Source organism: Kumtagia ephedrae (genome assembly GCF_003012745.1).
In the GTDB taxonomy this organism is placed as follows: Bacteria; Pseudomonadota; Alphaproteobacteria; order Rhizobiales; family Rhizobiaceae; genus Kumtagia; species Kumtagia ephedrae.
The window spans coordinates 160,147-186,819 of record NZ_PXYK01000005.1 but is presented as its reverse complement, the minus strand read 5'-3'; the positions used below and the strand labels follow the sequence as shown (position 1 = coordinate 186,819).

Genomic DNA, 26,673 nt, shown 5'->3' with positions numbered 1-26,673 from the left:
CGCTTCCCGCCTCAGCCCTTGCGCAGTCCCGCGGCTTCGCGCGCCAGCGCCTCGATCGCCGTCCAGTCCTTCGCCCTGACCAGGTTGTCGGGCGCCACCCACGAGCCGCCGACGCAGACCACGTTGGGCAGGCCGAGATAGTCCTGGACGTTGTTCCGCGACACGCCGCCGGTCGGGCAGAAGCGGATGCCGGCGAAGGGCGAGGCGAGCGCCTTGAGGAAGGCCGCGCCGCCGGCCTGCTCGGCCGGGAAGAATTTCAGGAAGTCGAGGCCGGCGTCGCGCGCCGTCATGATCTCGGCCGGCGTGATCGCTCCCGGCAGCAGCGGCACGTCGCTGCGCGAGGCCGCCAGCAGCAGGTCGTGGGTGATGCCCGGGCTGACGATGAAGCGCGAGCCTACCTTCGCCGCATCGTCGAACTGCGCCGCGTCGAGGATGGTGCCGGCGCCGACGATCGCCTCCGGGACTTCGGTGGCGGCGCGGCGGATGCATTCCAGCGCGCCGGCGGTGCGCAGCGTGATCTCGACGGCCCTCAGCCCGCCGCGTGCCAGCGCGCGGGCCAGCGGCACCGCATCGTCGACATCGTCGATCTTCAGCACGGGGATGACGGGCTGCCCGTCGAGAAGCGACAGGAGCTGTTCGGTTTTCTGTGACATCGCAAAATCCGTTCTGGCTGAGCGGCAGATGGTCCGCTGGCCGGTCTTTTGTTGTTTCAACCGATTAGCAGAGCGAGTCCGCCAAGTCCAACGACTCCAGGTTCACGAATGTATCTTCGACCCCCACCGCCTCGCTTCGCTCGGCACCTCTCCGCTGATCGACCAGGGCAATCGCATATGCTGATGATGACCGTCATTCCGGGGCCGCGCAGCGGAACCCGGAATCCAGAGTGTTGGCGTCGAAGGAAAAAGCGAAACGTCGCAAATATCCAGGAATTTCGGGCAGCGTCGGCACTCTGGATTCCGGGTTCCGCTGCGCGGCCCCGGAATGACGACGCAGAGCTGTTTGCCGCTCCGATACAACTCATATGCGATACCCTGCCCGATCGACGGGTTATCGCATTCACCCATCTCGGATTGGGTGTTGCTCGCGTACTGTCCAGACGCAGCCGATGACGAAAATCTCTTCAGCGATGCCGGTGAGACCAGTTCAAATGTGTGAATCCGATAGCGATCGACTGCGGAGAGGAAACGCCAATCGCCAAAAACGAATCCTCGCCCTCATGGAGTGGGGAGAGGTGCCGAGCGAAGCGAGGCGGCGAGGGGGTCGAAAGGCACCTCGATACCCCGAGTTCGGCGTCCGGACCCTACCTGGCCGCCGCTGCGATCCATCCGCGCATCCGCTGCAGGAACCGGCCGAGCGCGCTCTTGTTCCCCGCGGCTTCGGCCGGCCTTGCAGCGATCGGCGCCTTCGGCTGAGCCGGCAGCGGCGGCGCGTCCGCGCTCTTGCCGGCCTGCACGGCGGCATGGCGCCGGTAGGCCGCGGCGATCTTCGCATGGTAGCCGTGCCGGCGGTAGTCCGGGCCGTTGTAGCCGCGGGCGAAGCCATGCCAGTCGCGACCGGCAAGCGCCGGCTTCAGCCCCGCCTTGTCGATGTAGCGCGCCATCAGCCGCACCTGGCCGGCGACGCCGGCACGCGCTTCCGCCGCCATCGCCTCGACGCCGGCATAACCGAGCCAGGCCCAGTGCGCGCCCATCACCTGCCCGAGCCCCCACGACACCGATTCATAGGCGGCCTTGCGGTCGATGGCGGCGGCGCGGGCCAGCAGCTTCCAGCGCGCCGCCTGCGTGCGCGGGTTGGCGACGGCTCCGGCAAGCGGCGAGGCCAGGCCCTGGCTGCGGGCCGCTGACCGCTTCTCCGGCGTCAGCCGGCGGTCGAAATAATGCCCCTCGAAGCGGATCAGCGGCTCCTTCCTGCCGTCGACGACGGCAAACGCCTTGCCCCCGCTCTCCACTTCCGCCACGGCGAGCAGCGCCGCCGGCTCTATGCCGATCCCGGCGGCCACGGCGGCGATTTCCGAAATGCTTTCCTGTGTGAACATGCGCTCCGGCTCCTTCATCTCGCCGGATTTTGAGCGCGAAGCGGGAGAAGGGGACAAATTCGCGACGGTTTTCGGTGTGAATTCGCGGCTGGACGCCGCCTTTTCGACCCGAACTCCGCGTAATTGCTGCTCTTCTTGCAATATCGGAACGGAGGCGTTAGGCGCTGCCGCAATGAATCTATCCCCTTTCCAGCCGGAATTCCGCGTCGCGGCGCTCTACCGCTTCTGCCGCCTCGACGACCACGGCAGCCTGCGTTCGCCGCTGGCGGCCTTCTGCTGCGGGCAAGGCATCAAGGGCACGCTGCTGCTCGCGTCCGAGGGCATCAACGGCACGGTGGCCGGCCGCCCGGAGGCGATTTCCGCGCTCATCGAGCGGCTGGAGGCCATCCCGCAATTGTCCGGCCTGGACGTGAAATACAGTTCAGCCCGCGAGATGCCGTTCCACCGCATGAAGGTCCGCCTGAAGCGCGAGATCGTGACGATGGGCGTCGACGGCATCGATCCGACGGCCAGCGCCGGCACCCATGTCGAGCCGTCCGGCTGGAACGCGCTGATAGCCGACCCCGACACGGTGGTGATCGACACCCGCAACGACTACGAGGTCCGGCTCGGCACTTTCGCCGGCGCGGTCGACCCGCAAACCCGCAGTTTTCGTGACTTTCCCGCCTGGGCGACGGAGCATCGGGAAGAACTGACCGGCCGCAAGGTGGCGATGTTCTGCACCGGCGGCATACGCTGCGAGAAGGCCACCGCCTATGTGAAGTCGCTCGGCGTCGACCAGGTGTTCCACCTCAAGGGCGGCATCCTGAAATATCTCGAGGACGTGCCCGAAGGCGAAAGCCTGTGGCGGGGCGAATGTTTCGTCTTCGACGAGCGCGTCGCCGTCACGCACGGGTTGGCGGAGGGCGAGGCGGAGCTCTGTCGCGCCTGCCGCATGCCGATCACGCCGGAAGAGCGCAAATCGCCGAAATTCCGCGAAGGCATCTCCTGCGAGCGCTGCCACGACCTGCGAACCGACGAGGATCGCGCCCGCTATGCCGAGCGGCAGCGCCAGGTGGAGCGGGCCGAGGCGCTCGGATTGCCGATGCCGATCGGCGGCTGACGCGGCCGCTTGCCAGCGGCCGGCCGTCATTGCATTGTCGCCGGCGGCTGCCTAAGTCTGGCGGACGGGAACGTCCCGCACGGCGGGACCAGCGAAGCGGAGGCCTTCATGTTCGATCCCAAGAAGCTGCTCGACGACCTGCTTGGCTCGCAGGTGCCGGGTACCAAGACTTCGGTGCGCGACGGCGCCGGCAAGGCGGCGCAGATGGCCAAGGACAATCCGCTGGCCGCCGGCGCGCTGGTCGCTGTGCTGCTCGGCACCAAGACCGGCCGGTCGGTGACCGGCAAGGCGGCGACGATCGGCGGTCTCGCGGCGATCGGCGGGCTCGCCTACCAGGCCTACAAGAACTACCAGGCCGGCAAGCAGCCGGCGGAGACGCCGCAGTCGCAGCCCGAGCTGCTGCCGCCGCCGTCCGACACCGGCTTCCACCCGGCCAACGCGCCGCAGGGCGACGCCGAGTTCGCGCTGACGCTGATCCGCGCCATGATCGCCGCCGCCAAGGCCGACGGCCATGTCGATGACGAGGAGCGCGGCAAGATCGCCGGCAAGCTGCGCCTGGCCGGTATCGATACCGAAGCCGAACAATTCCTGATGGCCGAGCTGGACGCGCCGCTCGATCTGGACACGTTGACCGCCGCGGCCAGGACCGAGGAGCAGAAGGTCGAACTTTATACGGCCTCGCGGCTGGCGATCGAGCCGGACTCGCGCGCCGAGCGCGGCTATCTCGACCTGCTCGCCGGGCGGCTCGGCCTGCCCGACGCGCTCGTCGACCATGTCGAGGCGACGGTGTCCGCCGCCAAGGCGCCGCAGACCGTGCCGGTCGGGGAGGCCCAGACCGCTTCCGCCCCGAATCCGAACGTCAACCCGCGCTGGTAGGCTGCGAACTATCCGGCGGCGCGGCCGGCGCCGCCGTCCCCCCGGGCACGATGTGGTTGATCACCCTCAGGATCGCGCATTCGAGGTCGCCCTCCAGATCCTGCTTGAGGAAGCCCAGGCGGCCGGCGATCAACAGCTCGGCCAGCCCATGGACCAGCGCCCATGCGGCGGCGATGTCGGCGCGGCCGTCCGGCGTCGCCAGGGGGTCCTCGTCGCGCAGCGCCGCGATGTCGTCCACCAGGAGCCGGAAGGCGTCCGACGCCGGCTTGGACAATTCGGCGGCGGCGTAGTCGGGCCGTTTCGAGCCGAACATCAGGCCGAACAGAGCGGGGCTGGCGAGCGCGAACTCCACATAGCCGAGGCCCAGGGCGACGAACTGCGCCCGCGGGGTCTTTTCGGCGTTCTCCTGCCGATCCTTCATGCTGCGGTAGAAACGGTTGGCCGCGACCGCCGCCAGCGCCGTCAGAAGATCGCGGGTGTCGCGGAAATGATGCGCCGGGGCCGCGTGCGAGACGCCGGCCCGTTTCGCCGCGCCGCGCAGGGTGAAACCCTCGATGCCCTTGTCCACCAGTTCTTGCTCGGCCGCCGCCAGCAGCGCCTCGCGAAGATCGCCGTGGTGATAGCGGGGCCGCCGCCCCCTCCTGTCCGCCATGTGCCCATCCTGCTTCGAACTGCCCCTTAGCATCGGCTTGCCTCGGCCTCAATCTTGACGGCGTAAAAATTAACTTGACGGCGTAAAGATCGTTTGCCATCCTTCATCTTTCCAGTGTCAAGTTTATGAGCCGGAAACCAGCCATGTCGCCCGACGCCTTGTTCCAGATCGCCAACATGACGGCCCTGTCCGGCTGGGCCGTTCTGCTTGGCAGTCCGTTCTTTCCGGCCGTTGCCGACCGGGTGTCGGGGCTCGCCGTCCCGCTCCTGCTGTCGGTCGCTTATACCGGACTGATCCTCGCCTTTTGGACGCAAGGCGAGGGCGGTTTCGACAGCCTCGATAACGTCGCGCGTCTGTTCGAGTCCCGGCAGCTGCTGCTGGCCGGCTGGATCCACTATCTCGCCTTCGACCTGTTCGTCGGCGCCTGGATCGTGCGGATGGCGCGGCGCGAGGAGGTTCCGTTCCTGCTCGTGCTGCCTTGCCTCGGCCTCACCTTCCTGTTCGGCCCTGCCGGGCTCTTGACCTTCACCGCGATACGCGGAGCGCGCAAAGGTCGCGCCGCGGTCGCCTGAACACGCGAGAAAATCCATGACCGCTCTTGCCGCCGCCGAAAGAGCCGCTCCCGTTTTCCGGCCAGGCCGAGTGCTGCAATCGCTGCGCACCGCCGAGCCGGGCTTCTTCGGCTGTGCCGTCGCGTTGCTGTTCGCGGCGACGCCGCTGGCATTCGCCGCGGGGATCGAGGCGCGAACCTTCCTCGGCATCAATGTCTGGATCAAGCCGCTGAAGTTCGAGCTGGCGCTGATCGTCTATCTGCTCACGCTCGCTCTTTTCGCGCGCTGGTTGCCGACGGGCACGACCGGCCGGCGCTGGTACCGCGCCTATCGCCTCGCGGTGATCGCGGCGATCGTCGCCGAGATGGTCTGGATCGGCGGAGCGGCGATGCTGGGAACGGCCTCCCATTTCAACCGGACTCCCACCGGCATCGTGATCTACTCGGCCATGGGGCTCGGCGCGATCCTGCTCACCACGCCGACGGCCGTCTATGCGTGGCTGATCGCCCGCAATCCCGCGACCGGGCTCGCGCCGGCGCTGAAGAGTTCCGTCGTGATCGGCCTCGGTCTCGTGCTGCCGCTCACGCTTGCGACCGCCGGTACGATGTCGTCTCTCGCTACGCATGCCGTCGGCGGGGCAGGGACGGATGCCGGAGGGTTGCCGCTGATGGGCTGGGCGCGCGACGGCGGCGACCTGAGGGTCGCGCATTTCTTCGCCACCCATGCCCTGCATTTCATCCCCGCCTTCGGCCTTGTGTCGGCGGCCTTTTTCGGAAGTGCGAACCGCCTGCCGGTCCGGATCTTCGCCACGATCTATGCCGGCTTCGTCATCTGGGTTTTCGCCGAGGCGCTTGCCGGCCGGCCTTTCCTGCCGTGGATCGGTTAGGGGCTGGGCGCGGCGGCCCGCGTTAACTTTTCGTTAACCCTTGAAGCGCATCATTTTAGCAGTCGGATCCGCTCTCCTCCTCCTCCCAAGCGGTTCAGATCGGGCGGTCGCCAATGGCCGCCCTTTTTGTCGACCGGCTTGCCTCCCCGCCAACGATCTGCAATGCCACCTCCGACAGGAGGACAGATCATGCAGAACCGAAAGACAGCAATCGTCACCGGTGCCGGCACCGGCGTGGGCAGGGCCGTCGCCACCACGCTGCTCGGGAAGGGCTGGAACACGGTGTTCTGCGGCCGCAGACAGGCGGTGCTCGACGAGGCCGTGGCCGCGGCCGGACAGACGGAGGCGCGCGCGCTTGCCGTCTCCTGCGACGTCACCAGGGAAGATCAGGTGGATGCGCTGTTCAGGACGGCGGTCGACACCTTCGGCCGCGTCGACCTGCTCTTCAACAATGCCGGGTCGAGCTACAAGTCGACGCCGATCGACGAGATCCCGGTCTCGGTGTGGAACGACATCGTCGGCGTGAACCTGACCGGTTCGTTCCTGTGCGCCCGCGCCGCCTTCGGCGTCATGCGGCGGCAGTCGCCGATGGGCGGCCGCATCATCAACAACGGCTCCGTTTCCGCCTACGCGCCGCGGCCGGGCTCGGTGCCCTACACTGCCACCAAGCACGCCATCACCGGCCTCACCAGGACGCTGGCGCTGGACGGCCGGCCCTTCGACATCGCCTGCGGCCAGATCGACATCGGCAACGCGCTGACCGAGATGGCGCAGGCGATGACGGTCGGCGTGCCGCAGGCCAACGGCACCATCGCCGCCGAGGCGGTGATGGACGTGCAGCGCGTCGCCGACGCGGTGCTGCACATGGCCAGCCTGCCGCTCGACGCCAATGTGCTGTTCATGACGGTGATGGCGACCAAGATGCCGTTCGTCGGGCGGGGATAGCATGTCGGGACCTTCGTCCCATCGCCCCACTTGCGGCCCGTGAATTATCTGACTAAAGTCAGGCAATGGATGAAAAGCTTATCGAACAGGTGCGCAGCTTCAACCGCACGGTGACGCAGCGCGTCGGCGCGCTCGACGACAGCTACCTCGCGCGCGGCCGGCCGCTCGGCGAGGCGCGGCTGATCTTCGAAGCGGGCAGCACGGACGGAGCCGATATCCGCGTCCTGCGCGAACGCCTCGGCCTCGATTCCGGCTATCTCAGCCGGCTGCTGCGGGCGCTCGAAGGGCAGGGGCTGGTCGAGGTCCGCCGCAAGGCGGACGACGGCCGGGCGCGCGAGGTGCACCTGACCGAGAAGGGCCGCGCCGAATTCCGGGCTTACGACGCGCTGTCCGACGACCTCGCCGTTTCGATCCTGAATCCTCTGGGCGAGCCCGAGCGCCGGCGCCTCGTCGCCGCGATGGCGGAGGTGGAGCGCCTGATGCGCCCGCCGGCCGTCGAGGTCGCCCTCGAGGCTCCGGACAGCGCCGACGCGCGCCGCTGCCTCGACAGCTATTATGCCGAGCTGGCGCGGCGCTTCGACACCGGCTTCGACGCTGAGGCCGGCGGCAGCTTCGACACCGCCGACATGGTGCCGCCGCACGGCTACCTCGTGCTGGCGCGGCTCGACGGCGAGGCGGTCGGCTGCGGCGCGCTGAAGCGCCTCACCGACGAGGTCGGCGAGATCAAGCGCGTCTGGTGCGGCCCCGCCGTGCGGGGCAAGGGCGTGGCGACCGGGATCATGGACAGGCTGGAGGCCATCGCCCGGGACGCCGGCTTCAAGACCCTGCGGCTCGACACCAACCGCACGCTGACGGAGGCGCACGCGCTCTACCGAAAGCTCGGCTATCGCGAGATCGGGCGCTACAACGACAATCCCTACGCCCATCACTGGTTCGAGAAGCGGCTGTAGGGGTCGCGCACTCCGGGGCCGACGGACGCGACGCAATCCCCTGGATGGATGATCGTCGCGCTTTGTGCTATGTCTGACGAAATCGAAGATCGTTCAACAAGGCGGCAGCCATGCCAAAGGTGGCCAAGCAATCCAGCGAGAGCGGACAGCCCCGGCTCCGGGCGGTGATGCAGGCGGCCGAGAAATCCGGGCTGCTGGGCGAAAAGAGCGCGCGGCTCAGCGGCCGTATCAGCCCCGCCTTGATCGAACGGGCCAAGCAGCGGACCGGCATCGAGGCCGACACTGACCTGATCGAGTTCGCGCTGGCCAATGTCGCGCTCGACGACGAGTTTGCAAAAACCTTCAGAAATGCTCGCGGCACGGTGGACCCGGCCCTGAAGCTCGGCTTCTGATTGCCCGACTTCGATTTCGACGCAACCCTGCGGTGGGCGCGCTTCGCGCCCCGCAAGACTCTTTCCCGCCAATCCGGCGATGAATTGCCTTTTCTCGACAACGCCAGCGCGGGCCAGGCACTGCTTCTCGATACCTGCGTCTATATCGATGGCTTGCAGGGGCGAACTCCCGACGCCGTTGCGGACCTGCTCGACCTGCGTATCGTCAATCATTCCGCGGTCGCCGTTCAGGAACTCATGCACTCTATCGGCGCTCTCGATCCCCGGCATCCGGGAAGCAAGGTGGCCATCGACCGGATAGGCGGCCTGATCAGGGCGATGCCGCCGCACCGGGTCTTTGCTCCCGATACGGACATGCTCGCAAAGGGCGCAATGCTCTCTGGAATTCTGTGCCGGCTCCAGGGTTATGCAGCCGACGATCGATACCGCGCCCTGCACGATTGCGTTCTGTTCGTGCAAGCGCAGAAGCTTGGTCTGACCGTGCTCACCGCGAATGTCGGCGACTTCGATCTTCTGCTTCAGATGCTCCCTGCCGGCAGGGCCATCTTCTATCGGCCCCTCTGATCGGAAGAGGGCGGCTTACGAGGCCCGCGGGTTTTGCCCGAGGAACTTCTCCACCCGCTCCAGCGCCCGCAAGATGTTCTCTTCCGAATTGGCGTAGGACAACCGGATGTAGCCCTCGCCGAGGATGCCGAAATCCGGGCCGCCGATCAGCGCTACGCCGGTCTCCTCCAGCAGCGCCGAGGCGAGCTTCTTCGCCTTCCAGCCGGTCTCGGAGATATTGGGGAAGGCGTAGAAGGCGCCCTTGGGCGTGATGCAGGAGACGCCGGGCAGTTTGTTCAGCCCCTCGACGACCAGCTTCCTGCGCCGGTCGAAGGCCTTCATCATCGCGTCCACCGCGTCCTGCGGGCCGTCGATCGCGGCGATGCCGGCATGCTGCGCCGGCGCGTTGACGCAGGACCAGCAGTTGACCGCCAGCTTGCGCACCTTGTCGTAGAGCCGCCCGCCTTGCTCGCTGTTCGGCCAGATCGACCAGCCGAGCCGCCAGCCGGTCATCGCCCAGGTCTTCGACCAGCCGTTGAGCACGATCAGGCGCTCGCGAATCTCCGGGAACTCCAGCAGCGAGCAGTGGCTTTCGCCGTCATAGGTCATGACGTCGTAGATCTCGTCGGAAAGGATGGCGACGTCGGGGTGCTTCTCCAGCCCCTTGACCAGCTTCTCGATCTCGGCGCGCGGCGTGACGCCGCCGGTCGGGTTGGCCGGCGAGTTGAGGATCAGGAGCCGCGTCCTCGGCGTGATCAGCGCCAGCGTCTCCTCGGCCGAGAAGGCAAAACCGTTCTCCTCGCGGATCGGCACCGGCACCGGCGTCGCCCCGGTGAACTCGATCATCGAGCGGTAGATGGGGAAGCCGGGATCGGGATAGAGGATCTCCGCGCCCGGCTCGCCGAACATGACGATCGCCGCATACATGGTCGGCTTGCCGCCCGGCAGGATCATGATGGTGTCCGGCGAGACCTCGACGCCGGTGGTCGTCAAGGTGCGCCGCGCCACCGCCTCGCGCGTCGCCAGCAGCCCGGTCGCCGGCGTGTAGCCGTGATGGCCGTCGCGCAGCGCCTTGATCGCCGCCTCGACGATGTGATCCGGCGTGCGGAAGTCGGGCTGGCCGATGCCGAGATTGATGATGTCCTTGCCCTCGGCGGCGAGTGCGGTGGCGCGGGCGAGCACGGCGAAGGCGTTTTCCTCGCCGATGCGGTCGAAGGCGGCAATCGTTTGGAGCATTCCCGTATCCCATCTGGTGCTGTGAGGCTTTTTCCGCTTTTGAGATGGTCGGGCGAGCAAAGTCAAAGGAAATGGAGCGCTGCGGTGTCCGACGACCTGAAAAACTGGACCGCCCGCCCGCGCCCCGGGCGCATTGTGCTCGAAGGCCGCTATGTCAGGCTGGAGCCGCTCGATGCCGCCCGCCACGGCGACGGTCTTTTCGAGGCTTCCTCCGTCGCCGATGCCGACGGCCGCTTCCGCTGGCTGCCCGACCTTCCGCCCGCCGATCGTCCGGCTTTCCAGCCCTGGCTGGACAAGGCCGCGGCAAGCGAGGACCCGCTGTTCTTCGCGGTGATCGACAAGGCGAGCGGAAAAATCGCCGGGCGGCAGACGCTGATGCGCATCGACCCGGCCAACGGCGTGATCGAGATCGGCAACATCTATTGGGGGCCGCTGGTCTCGCGCAAGCCGGCGGCGACGGAGGCGCAGTTCCTGTTCCTGCGCTACATATTCGACGAGCTCGGCTACCGGCGCTACGAATGGAAATGCAACAACCGCAACGAACCGTCGAAGCGGGCCGCCGAACGGTTCGGCTTCCGGTTCGAGGGCCTGTTCCGCCAGCATCTGGTGGTGAAGGGTGAAAACCGCGACACGGCGTGGTATTCGATCATCGACACGGAATGGCCGGCGCTGAAGCGTGCCTACGAGGCCTGGCTCGACCCGGCGAATTTCGACCGGGCCGGCAATCAGAAGAAACGGCTCGAGGAGTTGCGGGCCGCGGGAGCCTGAAACCATGAGCCATGCCCATCCGCACCACGATCACCAGGGGGCGGCCGGGCATCACGACCATTCCCACGACCTGCGCGGCGCCGACAAGACGCGCGTGCTGATCGCGGCGCTGCTCACCGGCGGCTTTATGGTGGCGGAGGCGATCGGCGGCCTGGTCACCGGCTCGCTGGCGCTGCTGGCGGATGCCGGCCACATGCTCACCGATTCGATCGCGCTGTGGCTGGCCTGGTATGCCTTCCACCTCGCCGACCGGCCGGCGACGGCGCGCCACACCTACGGGCTCGGCCGGGTCAAGACGCTGGTCGCCTACACCAACGGCGTCACCATCTTCGCCATCGCGCTGTGGATCGTCTACGAGGCGGTGGTGCGCTTCTTCGATCCGGGGCCGGTGCTCGGCGGCCCGATGCTGGTGGTGGCGCTGGCGGGGCTGGCCGTCAACATCGCCGGCTTCCTCATCCTGCGCGGCGGCAACCGCGAGAGCCTCAACATGCGCGGCGCCATCCTGCATGTGCTGGGCGACCTGCTCGGCTCGGTCGCGGCCATCGCCGCCGCACTTGTGATCCTGGCGACGGGCTGGACGCCGATCGATCCGATCCTGTCGGTTCTGGTGGCCGTGCTCATCCTGTCGACCGCCTGGTCGCTGATGCGCCAGGCCGCGCATGTCCTGCTCGAAGGCGTTCCGGAAAACCTCGACCGCGACGGCATCGCCGGCGACCTGTCGGCGCATGTCGAGGGCGTGCGGGAGGTCCACCACATGCATGTGTGGTCGCTCGACGGCGAGAAGACCATGGCGACGCTGCACGCCTGCCTGCTTGACGGTACCGATCCGCATGCCGCGGTGAGCGCGATCAAGTCGCGGCTTGCGACGGTGCATGGAATCGACCATGCCACGGTCGAGCCGGAATTCGGCGCCTGCGCCGACCAGCCGCCGAGACACGGGCACTGACGCGTCGCCTCCGGCAGCCGGTTCCGCGGGAAACCTGCTCCCCTTTCCTTGACAACCAACCCTTGCCCACATGATCTTGCGCAAACGCATCGTGGAGGAATTTCATGCATCGGCCCCTGTTCGCGTGCCTGGCTCTGGCGCTGAGCCTTGTCGCGCCGGTAACGCTTCCAACACCCGCTCATGCGGTCACGATCGACATCACTATTGGCACCAGCCTCAATAGAGGCCGTGCTGTCACTTGCAGGGGAGGCGAGCGAATCCTGCGCAATCGCGGCTTCCGCGACATTCGTCGGGTGGATTGCCGCGGGCGGTTTTTGATCTATCGCGCTTGGCGTGGCGGCAACCGGTTCGAAATCGCCGTGAGTGCGCACAATGGTCGTGTCGTCGACGTGCGTCGCATCAGAAGGTGACGTTTTCGGCGGGATTCCGCGCGAACCGGTGATGTGACCGGACCCGGTGAGTGCGCCGACCGTCCTGCTCGGACAGGTTGCTGGATGTCGACCGGCGCGGTGCGGTTCATAGCCTGATCCTTTGTTCAACCTTAACGATCTCCGAGAACTCGCGACGTCTCGGGGTAATGTTCCGGGTCCAGTTCGAGGACGACAAATGGGCGGACGGCTGAAAGGCAAGATCGCGGTGGTGACCGCGGCGGGGCAGGGCATCGGCCGAGCCATCGCCGAGGCGTTCCTCGCCGAAGGGGCGACCGTCCATGCCTCCGACGTCGCCCGCGACAAGCTGGACGGTCTCGCGAAGGCGAAGAAGGCGAAGCTGGATGTGCTGTCGACCAAGGCGGTCGAGGCTTATGCCGCCAAGGTCGGACCCGTCGACATCCTGGTCAACGTCGCCGGCTATGTGCATCACGGCACGGTGCTCGACACCAGCGAGAAGGACTGGGATTTTTCCTTCGACCTCAACGTGAAATCCATGCATCGCACCATCAGGGCGTTCCTGCCGGGCATGCTGGAGCGCGCCAGGGCGAGCGGCGGGACGTCGTCGATCGTCAACATCGCGTCCGGCGCCTCCTCGGTGCGCGGCATCCCCAACCGCTACGCCTACGGCGCCAGCAAGGCTGCGGTGATCGGCCTCACCAAATCGGTGGCGGCGGATTTCATCCGGCAGGGTATACGCTGCAATGCGATCGCGCCCGGCACCTTCCGCTCGCCCTCCTGGGAGGGACGCGTCGAGGAATTGGGCAAGAGCTGGGGCAGCAAGGAGAAGGCGTTGGAGATGTTTGTGCAGCGGCAGCCGATGGGTCGCGTCGCCGACGCCGCCGAGATCGCGCCGATCGTCGTCTATCTCGCCTCCGACGAAGCCGCCTTCACCACCGGCACGGTGATGAAGGTGGACGGCGGCTTCTCGCTCTGATGGACCCCGAGACGCGCAACGCGGCGCTGGCCGCCTTCGTCATCATGCTGGCCTTCGGCCTCGGCGCCTTCTACCTGCCGACCGTCATGCTGGCGCTCGGCGACTATTCGACGCTGGCCGCCGCCCTGTTCGGCATCCTGTTCGTCGCCGCCTTCTTCCTGGTGTTCTGGCTGCGCGGCCGCAGGCAGCGCCGGGACGAGTAGGAAGGTTGGACGGGCGGCACGCAGCCGCTGCTCCCGGAATCCCCTGAGAGATGGGGGATAGACTCACATGTGATCCCCCTGCGCTACCGTCGCTCCTTGTCAGCATCCGTCAGGATTATTTTCCCTCATTCTATCCCCGCCCCTCCCGGCCCGAGCGATAATCTCGCCGCCTGTGCTGGAAAGGAGGCGGTGGTGGACTGGGATGCGGCAATCGAGAGGAATCGCGAGGCGCTGAAGCGTATCCTCGCCATGCTCGTCGCCATGGCAGGCCTGGAACTCGAGGAACTCAGGGGACAGTTTACTTTCTTTCGGCAGAAGGGCACAGCCGCTTCAAGGTTTTCGCGGGCCGAAAAAAGTAAACTGTCCCCGGCGCTCACGCCGGCACTTGCCCCCGCGCTCTTCCTGCCACGCCGCCTCCACCGCGCCATCCTGCGGCTTCTGCGTCCCGCAGAAGCGGCGGTGCGGCGCCTCATCGTCGTGGCCGCGCGCGGGCTGGTGGTCGTCCTGCCGCCGCCCCGGCAGAAACCGCAGCCGAAATATCGGCCCGGGGCCGGCCCGGTCCGCATGCCGGCGCGGCCGAAAACCCGCGCCCGCCGCGCCTCCTTGCCACTGCTCGACGCGCTGCGGCCCTGGAGCCATCGTCGCTACGGGCCGCAGACCTGCGGCGTGCCGCGCATCTGCGTTCCCGGTTACAGCGAGCCGTTCCGCATCCCCGCCTGGTCGCCGAAAGACCCGATCGACGCGAGGCGGCTGGATGCGCGACTTGCAGCGCTGGTTTTCGCGCTCGACGATCTTCCCGGCCAGGCAAGACGCTTCGCCCGCTGGAAGGCCCGGCGCGACGCCGCCTTCGCGCGCGAGCGGGAAACCGGCGAGCCACGCCGGTTCGGCCGCCACTCGCCGCTGAAGCCCGGCCTGCCGCCGGGCTGGCGGCGCAGAAAACCCGTTCATGAGGTCCACAAGGTGCTGGATGTCCTGCACGGACTTGCCTTCGAGGCGCTGCAACGCCCCGACACGTCGTGACGGGGTCTTCGCCGGACGCGACGAGCGAAAGAATTGACAGCCCCGCGGATTTTGCGCAGCGTGGCGACGATCCGTGTTGTCGGCGAATGCCGCCGCCCATCGAGGGTGCGCTGGTCGGACCTTATGCGTTGAGGCTGGCACCGAGCAGCGCCAGGCCGAGCAGGAACACCAGCGCGGCGCCGGCGATCTCGATCGTGGCATGGACGCGGTTGCCGACGCGGCCGTCGCCGGCGAACGCCACCGCCCAGTTCTTCGCCGTCACCGCCAGCGTGGCCAGGAGGGAGACGGTGATCGCCGTGCCGACCGCCATGGCGAGCACCGAGAGCATGCCGCCCATCCACAGGCCGTTGAGGAAGGCGAAGGACAGCACGATCAGCGCGCCGGTGCAGGGCCGCAGGCCGACGGCCGCGACCGCCGACCAGGCGGTGCGCCAGTCGAAGCGGTCGCCGGAGATCATCGCCGGATCGGGCGCATGCGCGTGGCCGCAGGTGTCGCAGACCTCCCCCGGCCCGTGCGAATGGCCGTGATGATGCGCATGGGCGCCATGGTCGCGATGATGGTGCCCATGATCGTGATGGGCGTGGGCATGATCGTGGTGGTGGGCATGATCGTGGTGGTGGTCATGGGCGGCGTGGGCGTGGCCGTGATGATGCGCGTGCGCGGCCGACAGGCTGTAGGCGGGGTTGTGGCCGAACAGGCCGGCGAGCCGCGGACCGGCCTTCTTCCACAAGAGCCAGGCGCCGAACAGCGTGATCAGCGCGTAGCTTGCGACCTCCAGGAACCAGGTGGCGTTGGTCATCGAGATGGCGGTGCCGCGCAGCACCAGGAACACCATCGTCATCAGCACGATCGCCGTCAGGGCCTGCAGGAAGGCCGAGACGAAGGACAGCATGACGCCGCGCCGCAATGCCACCTCGTTGGCCAGCATGTAGGAGGAGATCACCGCCTTGCCATGGCCGGGGCCGGCGGCATGGAAGACGCCGTAGGCGAAGGACAGGCCGACCAGGATCCAGAGCTGGCCGCCGTCCTGGCGCATCGCCTTCAGCGCGCCGGTCAGCGCCCGGTAAAATCCCTGCTGCTGGACGTTGATCCAGTTCATCAGGCCTGCGAACATGCCGGTCGAGGGCACCATCGCCTCGTTGGTGCCGATACCCAGCGAGCTCTGCGCGTGGGCATGGCCGAGGAAATGCGTCGCCACATAGGTGAAGGCGAGAAGGGCGAAGACCACCCTGACGGTCCATTTCTTCATGTCCGCTCCTGCTGGAGCGGGATGCCATCACGATGGATCGGCGTCCCGCTCTATCTCTTTGTTCCGTCGCATGATCCTCGTCCGAAAAGCCTGCGACTCCTCGGGATGATCATGCTCAGCCGCTCGCCTGGCAGGTGAGTTCCAGCTTGGTGGCGAAGATCTTGCTCATGTCCGTGCCGGTCGGATCGTTGAAGAAGGCATCGGTCAGCGTCGACTGGTTCTGGGCGATCGCCTCGTCCGGGTCGGGGCGGATGACGCTGCGCTTGCAGTCGGCCGGCAGCGCCACCACCGACATGTTGTCGTCCTCGGTGAAGTCGATCGCCGTGTAGAAGGTCGGGTCATAGACGCCGAAATCCACCTTGCCGGCGAGCGTGAGCGGCTGTTTCGGCGTGGATTCGAACAGGATGATGAGCTGCTCGCCCTCGAAGCTGGCGATCAGCTTCGGCGGCGGCTGCATCTCGACATCCTTGCCGTCGAGGGTGACGATCTGGAAATATTTGTACTCGGCGAGCGAGGAATAGACCGTGTCGGCGACGTCCTGCAACTCGGCGTCGTCTAGCTGGAGGTCGCCGTTCTTGTCGAACTCCATCAGCACGGTCGAGGAGAACAGGTCGTCGAAGCGCCAGAGATGGCGCAGCGACTTGACCGTACGGTCGGGATTGACCACCACGTCCAGCCGCGCTTCGGCGAAGACGTGCGGATGCACCAGCGCCGGCGCGCTCGAGGCGGCGAGGAACGCAGCCGCGGCCGTTAGCCTTGCGAATTGGCGGAAAAGTCTCATCCTCGATCCGGGCTGATTTGCGATCCCCGAGGATTACCAGAATCGGGGCGAAAATGGGACCGGATGTAGGGTGAGATTGACGCAGGGATGCGCTGCGGCACGCTCGCGGCCCGGCTCAAGCCGCCCCGTTCTTCCTGAACCACTGCACCAGGAAATCGACGAACACGCGCACCTTCGCCGGCAGATAGCGGCGGTGCGGGTAGACGGCGAAGATGCCGCCGCCGCGCGGGATGCGGTCGTCGAGCACCGAGATCAGCCGGCCCGCCGCGATGTCGGGCTCGGCGATGAAGTCGGGCAGCACGGCCCAGCCGAGGCCGGAGACGGCGGCGGCGCACGCCGCCGCCGGGCTGTTGACCTCGATGCGGCCGGTGACCGAGACCGTGAAGGTCTCGCCGCTCTCGCCGACGAAGGGCCAGTTCGACAGCCAGCGGCCGTTGGTGTCGATGACGCAGGGGCGGCTCGCCAGATCCTGCGGCCGCTCCGGCATCCCGTATTTCTCGATCACCTCGGGCGAGGCGCAGAGCCTTATCGAGAAGGGCGACAGCCGGCGGGCGATCAGCGAGGAGCTTTCCAGCCGGGTGATGCGGATGGCGAGGTCGAACCCCTCCTCGACCAGGTCGACGAAGCGGTCGTCGAGCTGGATCTCCAGCACGATCTCCGGATGCGCCTTGGCGAAGTCGATCAGCGATTGGCCGATCGGCGCATCGGCGAAGGTGCGCGGCGCCGACAGCTTTATGCGGCCGCGCACGTCGCCCGAGGATTCGCGCACGGCGTCGGCAAGGCTGTCGATCTCGCGCACGATCTCGGAGGCGCGCTTGTAATAGGTGTGACCGGCCTCGGTCAGCGAGAACTGGCGGGTGGTGCGGTTGAGCAGCAGCGCGCCGAGCTCGTCCTCCAGCTCGCGCACATATTTCGACAGCAGCGCTTTCGAACGGCCGATCTTGCGCGCCGCGGCGGAAAAGCCTTCGGCCTCGACCACGTCGAGGAAGGCGCGCATGCGGGTCAGCGTATCCATTCAGGCGTACCCAAGTGAAGGAATGCACGGCCCCCTCCACCACGCTGCGCGTGGTCCCCCTCCCCCGCTTCGCAGGGGAGGAACTGGCGGCGAGGCCGGCACGGCCTTGATCCTCCCCGTAAACGGGGGAGGGGGACCACGCGCAGCGTGGTGGAGGGGGCGTGCTCGTTGGTCGGTGACATCACTCTGCTCTCATCCCCGCAAGAATCTTCCGCCCCAGCCGGATCAGCCCGATGTCGCTGTCCCTGGGGCCGACAATCGACAGGCCGAACGGCGCGCCGTGGATGCGTCCCAGCGGCAGCGTGATCTGCGGCAGGCCGGCCAGCCCGGCGAGGCAGAGCAGGTGCAGCGCCCGCTCGCGATAGGCCTGCAACTCCTCCGGCGTCGCGTTCTTGAAGGGCGCGGCGCCGGGCACCGTCGGCAGCACCAGCACCCTGCCGTCGGCAAGCAGCGCCTCCATCTCGGCGCGGAACGTCTGCCTGCGCTCGCGCTCCGCCTGGACGGTGGCTTCGCCGATCGTCTCGCCATAGCGGAACCGTTCGCGCGTTCCGGCGCCCAGCGTATTCTCATGCGCGGTGATCCAGGCGCCGTGCGCCTGCCAGGCCTCGTAGGCCTGCAGATTGCGGAAGCAGGAATAGAGTTCATCCGGCGATGCGGAGAAGGGCAGGGCGCTCAGCTTTTCGACATGCAGCCCGACACGCTGCTTCATGCGTCCGTACTCTGCCGCCTCCGGCGGCCCGGCGAGCCAGGTCTCCAGGGGAGCCAGCGTGACGACGCGCGACAGCGGAGCGCGATAGCCGTCGCGGCCCAGAAGAATCTTGCCGACCGCCTCGTAGATCTCGATGTCGGCGGCGAACCAGCCGACAGTGTCGAAGGACGGCGCGAGCGGCATGGTGCCGTCGATCGCGATGCGGCCATGCGTGGTCCTCAGCCCGATCAGGCCGCAGAAGCTCGCGGGCGCGCGCACCGAGCCGCCGGTGTCGGAGCCGAGCGCGATGTCGGCCAGCCCGCCGGCCACCGCGGCGGCCGATCCGCAGGAGGAGCCGCCGGTGTAGCGGTCGGGCGCCGCCGGATTGATCGGCAGCGGAAAGTGCACGTTCTGGCCGAACAGCGAGAAGGCGAGTTCGTCGGTGACGGTCTTGCCGACGAGACGCGCACCCGAATCGACCAGCGCCTGCACGCAGGACGCATGGCGGTCGGCAACCAGCGCTTGCGCCAGCTTCTGCGGGTTGCCGCAGCCGGTGCGATGGCCGGCGACGTCGAATATGTCCTTAACCGCCAGCCGCAGGCCCGCCAGCGTGCCGGATTCCGCAGCGGGAGCTAGAGGTCGCGTCCTCTCCACGAAGGCATGAAACGTATCGGCAGCGACGGCCATCGTTCACCAAATCAGGCTGGTTCGCCCAGCATTGTTCGATGCGCCGTTATTTGCAAGCGGGATGCATTTTTTCGTTGATTGTGACAGCCAAGATTCCTATATCGCGCTTGCCCAAAGTCGCACGTGCCTGTGGGCGTCCCCCGACCCTCGGAATGGCGAGATGTCGGGACGGTACCCGGGAAGTAACGAGCCCGGTCGGTTCAGCGGCCAACCGCCGATCCGAGGACGTCTTGAAGCAACGACGGTGCGGGCCTTTCTGGTCTCTGTCGGCAGTCCAACGCCGACAATTACTGAAGAGGCACACCTTCATTGCCGGCAGTGCGGACGGGTCTCCCATCCAAGCCAAGGCAGACAAAGCGAGCGCGGACCGCAAGGTCTCAGCAAGCCGACGCGCGTGACGCGTTTTCGTGGTTCCGGGGTCTCCACCGGCTGGCGCCACGAGAAGACGTCTCGCCCCTTTGTCCACCGCGGATGAACGCCCAGAGGGCGGTCCGCACCTTGCAATGAAGCGCGGGACAGCACCCGCGCGACTGGAGAGATCCGATGGCCACGCAGCGCATCCTCGATTTCCTCGCGACCCGACGTCCGAACGGGCCTTGCCTCGTCGTCGACCTCGACGTCGTGCGCGACAATTTCCGCGCCTTCGAGAAGGCGCTGCCTGATTCCAGGATCTACTACGCGGTGAAGGCAAACCCGGCGCCGGAGATCCTGCGCCTGCTTGCCGCGATGGGCTCGTCCTTCGACACCGCGTCCGTTGCCGAAGTCGAGATGGCCATGGACGCGGGCGCGCCCGCCGACCGCATCTCCTTCGGCAACACCATCAAGAAGGAGCGCGACATTCTTCGCGCCTATGAGCTCGGCATCCGCCTGTTCGCGGTGGACTGCGTCGAGGAGGTGGAGAAGGTCGCGCGCGCCGCTCCCGGCAGCCGCGTGTTTTGCCGCGTGCTCACCGACGGCGAGGGCGCCGAATGGCCGCTGTCGCGCAAGTTCGGCTGCGTGCCGGCGATGGCGGTCGACGTGCTGCGCCATGCGAGGAAGCTCGGGCTCGACGCCTATGGCGTGTCCTTCCATGTCGGTTCGCAGCAGTGCGACCTGACGGCGTGGGACCGCGCGCTGGGCGACGCCAAGCGCGTCTTCGAGACGCTCGCCGAGGAAGGCATCATGCTCAGGATGGTCAACATGGGCGGCGGCTTCCCGACCCGCTATCTCAAGGACGTGCCGGTGGCGCAGGCCTATGGCCAGGCGATCTTCGCGGCGCTGCGCAAGCATTTCGGCAACCGCATCCCGGAGACCATCATCGAGCCGGGCCGCGGCATGGTCGGCAATGCCGGCGTCATCAAGTCGGAAGTCGTGCTGATCTCGAAGAAGGCCGACAACGACAATGTGCGCTGGGTCTATCTCGACATCGGCAAGTTCGGCGGGCTGGCCGAGACGATGGACGAGGCGATCCGCTACCCGATCGTGACCGCGCGGGACGAGGATGAGAAGTCTCCGTGCGTCCTCGCCGGCCCGACCTGCGATTCGGCCGACGTGCTCTACGAGAAGACGCCGTACCCGCTGCCGCTGTCGCTGACCATCGGCGACGACGTGCTGATCGAGGGCACCGGCGCCTACACGACCACCTATTCGGCGGTCGCCTTCAACGGCTTCGAGCCTCTCCGATCCTACGTGATCTGACGGGCTCACAGCCCCTCAGATCACTTCCCGATCGCCGGCGCCATCTCGCCGGCGACGGGTTCGCTTGTGGAACAGACCTCCGCTTGTGAAGGATTTTTCGAAATGAACGCCGTCGATACCGATATTCTGAACTACACGATCGTCGCCGAGCAGGCCGTCGACGCCTTGGCACGCGAAGCGCTGCTCGACCGCGCCATGGGGCCGGGCCGCAGGCGCAAGTCGTCGGAGAAGCTGCGCCGCGGCCGCAGACCGTCGCAAGGCCTGGCGTTGGTGGCCAAGGACGAGAGAGGTCGCATCGTCGGCACGGTGCGGCTGTGGGATGTGGCGCTGGGAATCTCCCCCCTCGAGGGGGAGATGGTCGCGAAGCGGCCAGAGGGGGCAATCTCGGAAGGCACCGCCGGGGCGCCGAGCGCTGCCGCGGCAACCCCCGCCGCCGCCTTCGGCGGCACCTCCCCCTCGAGGGGGGAGGGGGTGCTGTTGCTCGGCCCGCTGGCCGTCGATCCGTCGATGAAAGCCGCCGGCATCGGATCGGCTCTGATGCGGAACGCCATCGCCGAGGCGAAGCGGCTCGGCCACAAGGCGGTCCTGCTCGTCGGCGACGCGCTCTATTACGGCCGCTTCGGCTTCTCGGCGGAGAAGACGGGATCGCTGGCGATGCCGGGACCCTATGAGAAGCACCGCCTGCTGGCGCTTGAGCTCGTGCCCGGCGCGCTCGACGGCGCCGGCGGCGTGCTGCGCCCGGCCGGCCGGAAAGCCAACGCCGCCACGCGTCTGCCGCGGGCGGCGTGAGAGTAGGCAGTAGGATTGGGTGCCTACTGCCTACTGCCGATTGCCTACTGCCTCAAAGCAACTGACTCAGCGCCATGGCGACCGACATGTCGCCCTGGACCTTGATGCGCCCGGTCATGAAAGCCATGGTCGGGCTGAGGTCGCCGGAGAGCAGCGCCTCCAGATCGTCGAGCGTCAGCGAGATCGTGCAGTCGGTCGGGGCGTCGGCGGTCGAGATCGTCGTGCCGTCGATGACGATGACCCCGTCGCCTCCGGTGTCGAACTTCACGGACTTGCCGAAATCCGAGCTTTCGACCCGCGGCCGCAACTGTTCCACGATTTGCTGAACGCCCATTCCGTCCTCCTGGTTGTCGCGATCGGCCGGCCATGCCTGCCCAGGGCAGCCGCCGTGGTTCGGCGCATGGCTGTCAAACTGGCTGACGGTTACGTCATCGGCATGACGCCGGTCAACTGCCAGTCCGTCTGCCGCCGGGTCAATCGGCGGAAGCGGCCTCGTCCGGCGCGCCGGTCTCCTCGCGCTTTCCGAAGGTGACGATCTTGTCGCCGCCCGGCTTTCGCCGCTTCGCCGCGTTGGCGCGGATCTCGTCCTTGGTGAGATAGTCGACCTGCTCGATCAACACATCTTGAACGAGGTTCTGTCCGACGCGCTTGTTGATCCCGTCGCGGATGCCGGCGCGGAAAGCCTCGAGATCGAGCGTCTTCTGCTTCCGCAGGTCGAGGAGGGGACTGGAGTAGATGTAGGAATAGACGGCGTCGGTGATGAGCGCCTCGGCGGGCACCACCAGCTTGCGCAGTTCCGCCGGCTCGACCGTATAGACCAGGCGCGCGAGGAAGTAGCCGTGCACGACCGAGTCGCGGACCAGCGGTACGGAGATCACCTCCGTCTTGACGTAGTCGAGCCCGCCCATGATCGAGGCCGGGCGGGAGGCCGCATCGGCGGACTTCGCGCCGGCGGCCTGAAACGCGTAGAAGACCGCGCCGAGCGTCGCCAGGCAGATCCAGGCCGCGGCGAGGACGAATTTGATCACGTGCCGTATCCGAATTCGCTGGCCGAATAGGTGCCGTCGGCCTCGGCTTTGCGGATGACGTCGCGCATCAGCGTGGCAACTTCGTTGACGGCGCTGAGATGCGCCCGGATCGTCGCCTCGTTGCGCGCGAGCTTGTCGCGCAGGCGTGTCAGGCCGTCGCGATGCTCGGCGAGAGCCTCGGCTTCGCCGACGCCCTTCATGGCGCGGGTGAGTTCATAGAGATGGCGGCTCTTGCGCGCATTGGAGGAGGCCAGGTCGAAATCGCGGTCGCTCCGGAGCCCTGCGGTCTCGGCATCCACCGCCTCTTCGATGCGCGCGATGATGGTGGCCAGGCTGGCCGGGCGGCCGGGCGAGCCGGCATCGTTGGCGCCGGTGCGCAGGGCGGGCGAGGGGTGATTGCTCATGGGTCGATTTCCGTACGCTTACGATTGGCTGCTGCCGGGCGCGTCGTCGCGGCTGCCGGTCAGCGACTGCGCCGCCTTGCGCTGCAGGTCATGGACGAGCGCAGTCGAAAGCGCCGACTGGCGGTCGCTTTCCGATTGTTCCGGCCCGTGCGAGACGGGACCGAGCGGCAGCCGCTTCTCGTTCTCGACATAGTGGTCGGCCAGCAGCCGCGAGGCGATGCCGATGCCGCCGCGCTCGGTCACGGCGTCGGCCATCTTCTCGGCCATCAACGACTTCCACATGTCGCCGGCAAGGCCCTTGCCGTACACCTGCTCGGCGTCCTTGGGCAGCATGGTCTGGATGAAGGTCTTCAGCACGACGGCCTCGAAGCGCTTGAAGGCATCGGCCTGCGCCACCGGCTCGCCGCGCCGCGCCGTGCCGGACGCTTCCGCCAGCGAGAACGCGGCGTCCACGCCGGCCGGCGCCGCCGCGCCGGTCCGCTGCGCCAGCGCCGTGCGCGCGGCTTCGAGACCCGCCGGCTCGACCGCGCGGGCAACGTCGAGCACGATGTCGCTCGGTGGGGAAATCGCCAAGGGCAGGCTTCTCCGGTTGTCTGTGCCCACTGTGGACGCGAAAGCTTGTGGGAGCCTTACTTGGCGTCGTCGCCGGTCTTGCGGCCCAGCAGTTCCAGCAATTCGCGCTCGGTGTTCGCGCGCTCGTCCAGTCGCGCCGCGTCGCGCCAGGCGCGCTCGACCATGTTGGTGCGGGCGGTGGCGGTGGCGATGCGCTGCGCCTCGGTCTCGGCCAGCCTGAGATTCGCCTGTGCCTTGCCCAGCGCCGTCGAGATGCGCCGGTTGTAGATCTCCGGGAAGAGGCCGGCGAGCGAGCCTTCCGCGCCGAAGCGGGCGGCGAGTTCCTGCGCGTCGGCGCTGGCGGCGGCGGCGGCGACGACATAGCCGGCATGGCGCGTCTCGTGCAGCGACTTCAACTGCTCCTGCACCACCACCAGCTTGCGCAGCCTTTCCCGGCGGCTGGTCATGCTTCACACTCCCAGGACCGTCGGCAGGAAACCGTCGGCGAACAGTCTGAGCATGGTCGCGACGGCGAAGTAGAAGAGGATGAGCCCGCCGGCGATCACCATCGGCAGGGAGATGAAGTAGACCGGTATCTGCGGCGTCAGCTTGTTGACGAAGCCTATGCTCAGGTTGACCAGGATGGCATAGGCGACGAACGGGCTGCCCAGCCGCAGGGCGATGAGGAAGGATTCGCCAAGGGTGTCGGTGACATCGACCAGCGCCCGGCGCGGGTCGAAGAAGACATTGACCGGAGCGATCTCGTAGGACCGCACCAGCGCCCGGACGATGTCGTGGTGGAAATCGAAGACGAACAGGAGCAGCAGCGCGGACAGCGAGATGATGTCGCCCAGCGCGCTTTGCGGCTCGCCGCTTTCGATGCCCGGCGCCGCGCCGCCGCCGAGCCCGATCAGCATGGTGATGCCCGAGCCGATGAACTGCAGTGCCAGCATGTAGAGACGCGCCACCAAGCCGATCAGCCCCCCGGTCAGCAGTTCGGATATCACCATGGGAACGAGGATCGCCGGCTCGCGGCTGGCGAAGGGCAGGATCTGGTCCCACAGATGCATGAGCAGCGCGCCCGTCGCGGCGATCGCGACGAACAGCCTGACCTGCGTCGGCACGCGCGCGCTGGAAAGGCCCGGCATGATCATGAAGCAGCCGCCGATACGGCAGAAGGCGAGGAACGCCGCGACGACGAAGCTTTCGGTCAGTCCGCTCACGATATGGTGCCGAGAATGCGGATCTCCACCCCCTTGGCGATCTCGACATGGCTGAGCACGGGCAGCGTGGTGAACAGGCGCTCGATGATCATGCGCACATAGGGGCGTGCGTCCGGCGCGGTGACGATGGCGAAGCGCTCGCCGGCCTCCATATGGGTGCGGATCGCCTTGGTCGCCTCCTGGCCGAATTCCTCGAGCTGGCGCGGATCGATGTCGAATTCGCGGATTTCGCCCTTGGCGTCGCGCTTGAGGGCCTGGTGGAAGGCGAGGTCCCAGCGGTTGCCGAGCCGCAGCACCTTGAGCACGCCGGCCTCCGACAGGTCGCCGCAGATCTGCTGGGCCATGCGCACCCGCACATGCTCGACGATCTGCTCGGTGCGGCGCACATGCGGTGCGATCTCGGCGATCGCCTCGATGATCAGATGCAGGTTGCGGATCGACACGCGCTCGGCGAGCAGCAGCTTCAGCACCGCCTGCAGGCCGGGATAGGAGATGTGCGAGGTGCAGATCTCGTCGGCGAGCTTCTTGTATTCCGCGTCCTGGCGCTCGAGCAGCGCCTTCATGTCCTTGTAGGAGAGAAGCTGCGGCAGGTTGTTGCGGATGACCTCGGAGAGATGCGTGAGCAGCACCGACATGTTGTCGGCATAGGCGTATTGCTCGCGCTTCAGATCCTCGGCGAACATCTCCGGCACCGAATAGGCGCGCATGCCGAAAGCCGGCTCGCGCACCTCCTCGCCGGGGATTTCCGGCACGTCGCGCTTGCCCAGCAGCACCATGAGCTCGCCGACGCGCATCTGGTGCTCGGCCACGACCGTGCCGTGGATCTTGATCTGATAGCTCTTGCTCTGCAGGGCCAGATCGTCGGTCAGCCTCACCTCGGGAACGACGAAGCCGTATTGCGAGGCGAACTTCTTGCGCATCTTGGCCATGCGGAAGGCGAGCTCTTGGTGCGAGACCAGCAGCTTGGTGGAGAGCTGCTTGCCGATCAGCAACTCGATCTCGGCGGTCCTCAGCGAGGCCTTGACCGAGTTCTTCTCCTCGTCCTCCTTGGCGACCGTTTCCTGCTGCGCGATCGCCGCCTCTTCCTCCATCCGGCGCCTGTGGCGGAGCGGGATGAGGTAGCCGATGGCCGCCATCGCGACGGCGAAGAAGAGGAACGGGAACATCGGCAGGCCGGGCATCAGCGCCAGCAGCACCAGCAGGCCGGCGGCGACATAGAGCGCGCGCGGATAGGCGCCGAGCTGGCCGAACACGGCCTGGTCGGCCGAGCCGCGGGTGCCGCCCTTGGAGACCAGCAGGCCGGCGGCGAGCGAGACGATGAGCGCCGGGATCTGGGTGACCAGGCCGTCGCCGACCGACAGTTTTATGAACACGTCGGACGCTTCCGCCATGCCCATGTCGTGACGGAAATAGCCGATGGCGATGCCGCCGACGATGTTGACGGCGGTGATGATCAGGCCGGCGATGGCGTCGCCGCGCACGAATTTCGAGGCGCCGTCCATGGAGCCGAAGAAGGAGCTTTCCTCTTCCAGCTCGCGCCGGCGCAACTGCGCGGTCTTGTCGTCGATGACGCCGGCCGAGAGATCCGCGTCGATGGACATCTGCTTCCCGGGAATGGCGTCCAGCGTGAAGCGGGCGCCGACCTCGGCGATGCGCGTCGCACCCTTGGTGATGACGATGAAATTGACGACGATCAGGATCAGGAAGACGATCAGGCCGATGACGAAATCGCCGCTCATGACGAGCTGCGAGAAGCCGCTGATGATGTAGCCGGCCGCATGCGTGCCCTCGCTGCCATGCGACAGGATCATGCGGGTGGTCGCGATGTTGAGCGACAGCCGCAGCATGGTGGCGATCAGCAGGATCGTCGGGAAGGACGTGAAGTCGAGCGGCCGCTGGATCCACAATGCCACCATCAGGATCAGCACCGACAGCGCGATCGAGAAGGCCAGGCCGATGTCGATCAGGAAGGCCGGGATCGGCAGGAACAGCACCGCCAGGATGACGACGATGCCGAGCGCGAAGAAGATGTCGCGGCTGTTTCGCGCCGGCGTGCCCGCCGTCAGGGTGTCGGTGACTGCCATGCCGCCTTCCGCTTCGATCCGATGCC

General features: G+C 67.2%; 31 protein-coding genes. 16 read left to right on the top strand and 15 right to left on the bottom strand.

The features are described 5' to 3' along the window. Positions 1 to 11: 11 nt before the first annotated feature. Both C7I84_RS07030 and C7I84_RS07025 read right to left on the bottom strand, forming a co-directional pair. Positions 12 to 653, bottom strand: a complete 642-nt coding sequence (locus tag C7I84_RS07030; protein WP_106771442.1) for a 2-dehydro-3-deoxy-phosphogluconate aldolase — start codon at positions 651 to 653, stop codon at positions 12 to 14. Positions 654 to 1,300: 647 nt separating this feature from the next. Further along, positions 1,301 to 2,035: an N-acetylmuramidase family protein gene (locus C7I84_RS07025; protein ID WP_106771538.1), complete on the bottom strand. Its 735-nt coding sequence runs from the start codon at positions 2,033 to 2,035 to the stop codon at positions 1,301 to 1,303. A gap of 172 nt (positions 2,036 to 2,207) precedes the next feature. On the opposite strand from C7I84_RS07025, the gene trhO reads away from it, so the two are divergent. Both trhO and C7I84_RS07015 read left to right on the top strand, forming a co-directional pair. Then, on the top strand, positions 2,208 to 3,137 hold the full coding sequence (gene trhO / locus C7I84_RS07020) for an oxygen-dependent tRNA uridine(34) hydroxylase TrhO (RefSeq protein WP_106771441.1): 930 nt from the start codon (positions 2,208 to 2,210) through the stop codon (positions 3,135 to 3,137). Between the two features lie 108 nt (positions 3,138 to 3,245). Next, positions 3,246 to 4,013, top strand: a complete 768-nt coding sequence (locus C7I84_RS07015) for a tellurite resistance TerB family protein (protein WP_106771440.1) — start codon at positions 3,246 to 3,248, stop codon at positions 4,011 to 4,013. On the opposite strand, the gene C7I84_RS07010 is transcribed toward C7I84_RS07015, so the two are convergent. Beyond that, the gene (locus tag C7I84_RS07010) at positions 3,997 to 4,665 is read right to left on the bottom strand and encodes a TetR/AcrR family transcriptional regulator (protein ID WP_165816010.1); all 669 of its coding nucleotides are present in this window, start codon (positions 4,663 to 4,665) and stop codon (positions 3,997 to 3,999) included. The two genes, C7I84_RS07015 and C7I84_RS07010, sit on opposite strands and share 17 nt — an antisense overlap. 143 nt (positions 4,666 to 4,808) lie before the next feature. Here C7I84_RS07010 and C7I84_RS07005 point away from each other — a divergent pair, with 143 nt between their 5' ends. From C7I84_RS07005 to C7I84_RS06980, 6 genes are all read left to right on the top strand, one after another. Continuing rightward, positions 4,809 to 5,237, top strand: a complete 429-nt coding sequence (locus C7I84_RS07005) for an ABA4-like family protein (protein ID WP_106771438.1) — start codon at positions 4,809 to 4,811, stop codon at positions 5,235 to 5,237. 16 nt (positions 5,238 to 5,253) lie between these two features. Beyond that, positions 5,254 to 6,102: a hypothetical protein gene (locus C7I84_RS07000; protein ID WP_133170068.1), complete on the top strand. Its 849-nt coding sequence runs from the start codon at positions 5,254 to 5,256 to the stop codon at positions 6,100 to 6,102. A gap of 189 nt (positions 6,103 to 6,291) precedes the next feature. After that, positions 6,292 to 7,047, top strand: a complete 756-nt coding sequence (locus tag C7I84_RS06995; RefSeq protein WP_106771436.1) for an SDR family oxidoreductase — start codon at positions 6,292 to 6,294, stop codon at positions 7,045 to 7,047. Between the two features lie 65 nt (positions 7,048 to 7,112). After that, positions 7,113 to 7,997, top strand: a complete 885-nt coding sequence (locus C7I84_RS06990; protein ID WP_106771435.1) for a bifunctional helix-turn-helix transcriptional regulator/GNAT family N-acetyltransferase — start codon at positions 7,113 to 7,115, stop codon at positions 7,995 to 7,997. Positions 7,998 to 8,107: 110 nt separating this feature from the next. Then, positions 8,108 to 8,389, top strand: a complete 282-nt coding sequence (locus C7I84_RS06985) for a hypothetical protein (protein ID WP_245428337.1) — start codon at positions 8,108 to 8,110, stop codon at positions 8,387 to 8,389. Further along, on the top strand, positions 8,390 to 8,953 hold the full coding sequence (locus C7I84_RS06980; protein WP_106771434.1) for a type II toxin-antitoxin system VapC family toxin: 564 nt from the start codon (positions 8,390 to 8,392) through the stop codon (positions 8,951 to 8,953). It begins immediately after the preceding gene. A gap of 15 nt (positions 8,954 to 8,968) precedes the next feature. On the opposite strand, the gene C7I84_RS06975 is transcribed toward C7I84_RS06980, so the two are convergent. Continuing rightward, positions 8,969 to 10,168 carry a pyridoxal phosphate-dependent aminotransferase gene (locus C7I84_RS06975; RefSeq protein ID WP_106771433.1) on the bottom strand — a complete coding sequence of 400 codons (1,200 nt, stop codon included), beginning with the start codon at positions 10,166 to 10,168 and terminating at the stop codon, positions 8,969 to 8,971. 84 nt (positions 10,169 to 10,252) lie between these two features. Between C7I84_RS06975 and C7I84_RS06970 the strand changes: the two genes are divergently transcribed. The 6 genes from C7I84_RS06970 (at position 10,253) to C7I84_RS06945 (ending at position 14,470) form a co-directional block, all read left to right on the top strand. Continuing rightward, positions 10,253 to 10,936, top strand: coding sequence for a GNAT family N-acetyltransferase (locus C7I84_RS06970; RefSeq protein ID WP_106771432.1), 684 nt, complete (start codon positions 10,253 to 10,255; stop codon positions 10,934 to 10,936). Positions 10,937 to 10,940: 4 nt separating this feature from the next. After that, positions 10,941 to 11,882 (top strand): cation diffusion facilitator family transporter, encoded by a 942-nt coding sequence (locus C7I84_RS06965; RefSeq protein ID WP_106771431.1) that lies wholly within the window; start codon positions 10,941 to 10,943, stop codon positions 11,880 to 11,882. Between the two features lie 104 nt (positions 11,883 to 11,986). After that, positions 11,987 to 12,292, top strand: a complete 306-nt coding sequence (locus C7I84_RS06960; RefSeq protein ID WP_106771430.1) for a hypothetical protein — start codon at positions 11,987 to 11,989, stop codon at positions 12,290 to 12,292. Between the two features lie 196 nt (positions 12,293 to 12,488). Next, entirely contained in the window at positions 12,489 to 13,247 is a 759-nt protein-coding gene (locus tag C7I84_RS06955; protein WP_106771429.1) for an SDR family oxidoreductase, read from the top strand. Continuing rightward, a complete protein-coding gene (locus C7I84_RS06950) occupies positions 13,244 to 13,450 on the top strand; it encodes a hypothetical protein (RefSeq protein WP_106771428.1) in 207 nt (68 codons plus the stop codon). The genes C7I84_RS06955 and C7I84_RS06950 overlap by 4 nt, the downstream gene beginning before the upstream one ends. A gap of 192 nt (positions 13,451 to 13,642) precedes the next feature. Then, positions 13,643 to 14,470: a hypothetical protein gene (locus tag C7I84_RS06945; RefSeq protein ID WP_106771536.1), complete on the top strand. Its 828-nt coding sequence runs from the start codon at positions 13,643 to 13,645 to the stop codon at positions 14,468 to 14,470. A 121-nt stretch (positions 14,471 to 14,591) separates the two neighbouring features. Here the strand turns inward: C7I84_RS06945 and C7I84_RS06940 are convergent, their stop codons facing one another. The 4 genes from C7I84_RS06940 to C7I84_RS06925 form a co-directional block, all read right to left on the bottom strand. Then, a complete protein-coding gene (locus C7I84_RS06940; RefSeq protein WP_106771427.1) occupies positions 14,592 to 15,719 on the bottom strand; it encodes a nickel/cobalt transporter in 1,128 nt (375 codons plus the stop codon). Positions 15,720 to 15,834: 115 nt separating this feature from the next. Continuing rightward, a complete protein-coding gene (locus C7I84_RS06935; RefSeq protein ID WP_106771426.1) occupies positions 15,835 to 16,500 on the bottom strand; it encodes a DUF1007 family protein in 666 nt (221 codons plus the stop codon). A 115-nt stretch (positions 16,501 to 16,615) separates the two neighbouring features. Next, positions 16,616 to 17,515, bottom strand: a complete 900-nt coding sequence (locus tag C7I84_RS06930; RefSeq protein ID WP_106771425.1) for a LysR family transcriptional regulator — start codon at positions 17,513 to 17,515, stop codon at positions 16,616 to 16,618. Between the two features lie 181 nt (positions 17,516 to 17,696). After that, complete coding sequence (locus C7I84_RS06925; protein WP_106771424.1) at positions 17,697 to 18,890, bottom strand: amidase; 1,194 nt, start codon at positions 18,888 to 18,890, stop codon at positions 17,697 to 17,699. Positions 18,891 to 19,433: 543 nt separating this feature from the next. Between C7I84_RS06925 and odc2 the strand changes: the two genes are divergently transcribed. Both odc2 and C7I84_RS06915 read left to right on the top strand, forming a co-directional pair. Next, positions 19,434 to 20,567, top strand: a complete 1,134-nt coding sequence (gene odc2 / locus C7I84_RS06920; RefSeq protein WP_106771423.1) for an ornithine/lysine decarboxylase — start codon at positions 19,434 to 19,436, stop codon at positions 20,565 to 20,567. Positions 20,568 to 20,669: 102 nt separating this feature from the next. Then, positions 20,670 to 21,356, top strand: a complete 687-nt coding sequence (locus tag C7I84_RS06915; RefSeq protein ID WP_165816008.1) for a GNAT family N-acetyltransferase — start codon at positions 20,670 to 20,672, stop codon at positions 21,354 to 21,356. A 52-nt stretch (positions 21,357 to 21,408) separates the two neighbouring features. Here the strand turns inward: C7I84_RS06915 and C7I84_RS06910 are convergent, their stop codons facing one another. The 7 genes from C7I84_RS06910 to flhA all read right to left on the bottom strand — a co-directional run bounded on the left by C7I84_RS06910 (position 21,409) and on the right by flhA (position 26,647). After that, positions 21,409 to 21,690 (bottom strand): SCP2 sterol-binding domain-containing protein, encoded by a 282-nt coding sequence (locus C7I84_RS06910; protein ID WP_106771422.1) that lies wholly within the window; start codon positions 21,688 to 21,690, stop codon positions 21,409 to 21,411. Positions 21,691 to 21,829: 139 nt separating this feature from the next. Further along, entirely contained in the window at positions 21,830 to 22,384 is a 555-nt protein-coding gene (locus C7I84_RS06905; protein ID WP_245428336.1) for a hypothetical protein, read from the bottom strand. Continuing rightward, entirely contained in the window at positions 22,381 to 22,788 is a 408-nt protein-coding gene (locus tag C7I84_RS06900; RefSeq protein WP_106771421.1) for a hypothetical protein, read from the bottom strand. The genes C7I84_RS06905 and C7I84_RS06900 overlap by 4 nt, the downstream gene beginning before the upstream one ends. A gap of 18 nt (positions 22,789 to 22,806) precedes the next feature. Next, positions 22,807 to 23,361: a rod-binding protein gene (locus tag C7I84_RS06895; RefSeq protein ID WP_106771420.1), complete on the bottom strand. Its 555-nt coding sequence runs from the start codon at positions 23,359 to 23,361 to the stop codon at positions 22,807 to 22,809. 56 nt (positions 23,362 to 23,417) lie between these two features. Continuing rightward, positions 23,418 to 23,807 (bottom strand): hypothetical protein, encoded by a 390-nt coding sequence (locus C7I84_RS06890; RefSeq protein ID WP_106771419.1) that lies wholly within the window; start codon positions 23,805 to 23,807, stop codon positions 23,418 to 23,420. A 3-nt stretch (positions 23,808 to 23,810) separates the two neighbouring features. Beyond that, complete coding sequence (fliR, locus tag C7I84_RS06885; RefSeq protein ID WP_106771418.1) at positions 23,811 to 24,563, bottom strand: flagellar biosynthetic protein FliR; 753 nt, start codon at positions 24,561 to 24,563, stop codon at positions 23,811 to 23,813. Beyond that, entirely contained in the window at positions 24,560 to 26,647 is a 2,088-nt protein-coding gene (gene flhA / locus C7I84_RS06880) for a flagellar biosynthesis protein FlhA (protein WP_106771534.1), read from the bottom strand. Before flhA ends, fliR begins: the two co-directional genes overlap by 4 nt. Positions 26,648 to 26,673 lie beyond the last annotated feature (26 nt).

Excerpts from the sequence above, each read along its gene's own strand:
- C7I84_RS06930 (WP_106771425.1), bottom strand. The coding sequence starts at position 17,515 with ATGGATACGCTGACCCGCATGCGCGCCTTCCTCGACGTGGTCGAGGCC.
- flhA (WP_106771534.1), bottom strand. The coding sequence starts at position 26,647 with ATGGCAGTCACCGACACCCTGACGGCGGGCACGCCGGCGCGAAACAGC.
- C7I84_RS06995 (WP_106771436.1), top strand. The coding sequence starts at position 6,292 with ATGCAGAACCGAAAGACAGCAATCGTCACCGGTGCCGGCACCGGCGTG.
- odc2 (WP_106771423.1), top strand. The coding sequence starts at position 19,434 with ATGGCCACGCAGCGCATCCTCGATTTCCTCGCGACCCGACGTCCGAAC.
- C7I84_RS06935 (WP_106771426.1), bottom strand. The coding sequence starts at position 16,500 with ATGAGACTTTTCCGCCAATTCGCAAGGCTAACGGCCGCGGCTGCGTTC.
- C7I84_RS07030 (WP_106771442.1), bottom strand. The coding sequence starts at position 653 with ATGTCACAGAAAACCGAACAGCTCCTGTCGCTTCTCGACGGGCAGCCC.
- C7I84_RS06915 (WP_165816008.1), top strand. The coding sequence starts at position 20,670 with ATGAACGCCGTCGATACCGATATTCTGAACTACACGATCGTCGCCGAG.
- C7I84_RS06925 (WP_106771424.1), bottom strand. The coding sequence starts at position 18,890 with ATGGCCGTCGCTGCCGATACGTTTCATGCCTTCGTGGAGAGGACGCGA.
- C7I84_RS06975 (WP_106771433.1), bottom strand. The coding sequence starts at position 10,168 with ATGCTCCAAACGATTGCCGCCTTCGACCGCATCGGCGAGGAAAACGCC.
- C7I84_RS07025 (WP_106771538.1), bottom strand. The coding sequence starts at position 2,035 with ATGTTCACACAGGAAAGCATTTCGGAAATCGCCGCCGTGGCCGCCGGG.
- C7I84_RS06990 (WP_106771435.1), top strand. The coding sequence starts at position 7,113 with ATGGATGAAAAGCTTATCGAACAGGTGCGCAGCTTCAACCGCACGGTG.
- trhO (WP_106771441.1), top strand. The coding sequence starts at position 2,208 with ATGAATCTATCCCCTTTCCAGCCGGAATTCCGCGTCGCGGCGCTCTAC.
- C7I84_RS07010 (WP_165816010.1), bottom strand. The coding sequence starts at position 4,665 with ATGGCGGACAGGAGGGGGCGGCGGCCCCGCTATCACCACGGCGATCTT.
- C7I84_RS06985 (WP_245428337.1), top strand. The coding sequence starts at position 8,108 with ATGCCAAAGGTGGCCAAGCAATCCAGCGAGAGCGGACAGCCCCGGCTC.
- C7I84_RS07000 (WP_133170068.1), top strand. The coding sequence starts at position 5,254 with ATGACCGCTCTTGCCGCCGCCGAAAGAGCCGCTCCCGTTTTCCGGCCA.
- C7I84_RS07015 (WP_106771440.1), top strand. The coding sequence starts at position 3,246 with ATGTTCGATCCCAAGAAGCTGCTCGACGACCTGCTTGGCTCGCAGGTG.
- C7I84_RS06955 (WP_106771429.1), top strand. The coding sequence starts at position 12,489 with ATGGGCGGACGGCTGAAAGGCAAGATCGCGGTGGTGACCGCGGCGGGG.
- C7I84_RS06965 (WP_106771431.1), top strand. The coding sequence starts at position 10,941 with ATGAGCCATGCCCATCCGCACCACGATCACCAGGGGGCGGCCGGGCAT.
- C7I84_RS06890 (WP_106771419.1), bottom strand. The coding sequence starts at position 23,807 with ATGACCAGCCGCCGGGAAAGGCTGCGCAAGCTGGTGGTGGTGCAGGAG.
- C7I84_RS06940 (WP_106771427.1), bottom strand. The coding sequence starts at position 15,719 with ATGAAGAAATGGACCGTCAGGGTGGTCTTCGCCCTTCTCGCCTTCACC.
- C7I84_RS07005 (WP_106771438.1), top strand. The coding sequence starts at position 4,809 with ATGTCGCCCGACGCCTTGTTCCAGATCGCCAACATGACGGCCCTGTCC.
- C7I84_RS06910 (WP_106771422.1), bottom strand. The coding sequence starts at position 21,690 with ATGGGCGTTCAGCAAATCGTGGAACAGTTGCGGCCGCGGGTCGAAAGC.
- C7I84_RS06960 (WP_106771430.1), top strand. The coding sequence starts at position 11,987 with ATGCATCGGCCCCTGTTCGCGTGCCTGGCTCTGGCGCTGAGCCTTGTC.
- C7I84_RS06900 (WP_106771421.1), bottom strand. The coding sequence starts at position 22,788 with ATGAGCAATCACCCCTCGCCCGCCCTGCGCACCGGCGCCAACGATGCC.